Here is a 657-nt window from a genome sequence, read left to right on the forward strand (position 1 = left end):
CCGAACGCCTCGGCGAACAATCCCTCCCGCAGTTCCGCGAACGATTCTGCTCCACCCCTAAACAATGTCTGGCCATCCTCGCCGCCGCATGAACTCCAAAACAAAAGACCCTGCAGATCAAGGCGAGCGGGCAACCTACCGCGAAGCTTTCGTGGTCAAGGAGAAGCGACGTAGATTTGGCGGTCGCGCGAGGAAGGATCGCGTACTTACCTGGGGAGATCTCGCTTTACGCCTGAAAGGGGGACGCGGAAACGCGGAGCGAGAAGTCAGCAGAGGTTGTAGTAGCCTGGGAACCTAGGCGAAGGACCGAACGAGAAGGAAGGCTGGACGCCGTGACTCTTGGAAGGGCATCGCAGCAGAAGCCAGGGCAACTTGGGCGCGTCGCTAGAGAAATGGGTGAAACTCATTCTCCCACGAGGCGCGATGAAGCTCGGCCAGCGGATCACGGACCGAAAGGCCTGGGGCGAGGCGACCTGTTGACGCAGGTCCTCTCGCGCGAGAACATGGTCGAGGTGTGGAAACGCGTCAAGGCCAATCAGGGAAGTGTGTCGTAAGCAAGTGAAGTGACCGCCGCGAGGGCAGATGAAGTGACCGCTTGGGTATTGGGGGCTGGAGAGTTCATGAGATGGGGGCATGGACGGCTTTGGCGAAGCGGAA

At 59.8% G+C, this 657-nt stretch carries 1 pseudogene; it reads left to right on the forward strand.

From position 1 onward, the window contains the following. Positions 1-92: pseudogene (locus A37A_RS20710) on the forward strand (DDE transposase family protein); the annotation flags it as partial. Between the last annotated feature and the right edge of the window lie 565 nt (positions 93-657).

Source organism: Verrucomicrobium sp. 3C (assembly GCF_000379365.1).
GTDB lineage: Bacteria > Verrucomicrobiota > Verrucomicrobiia > Methylacidiphilales > Methylacidiphilaceae > Methylacidimicrobium.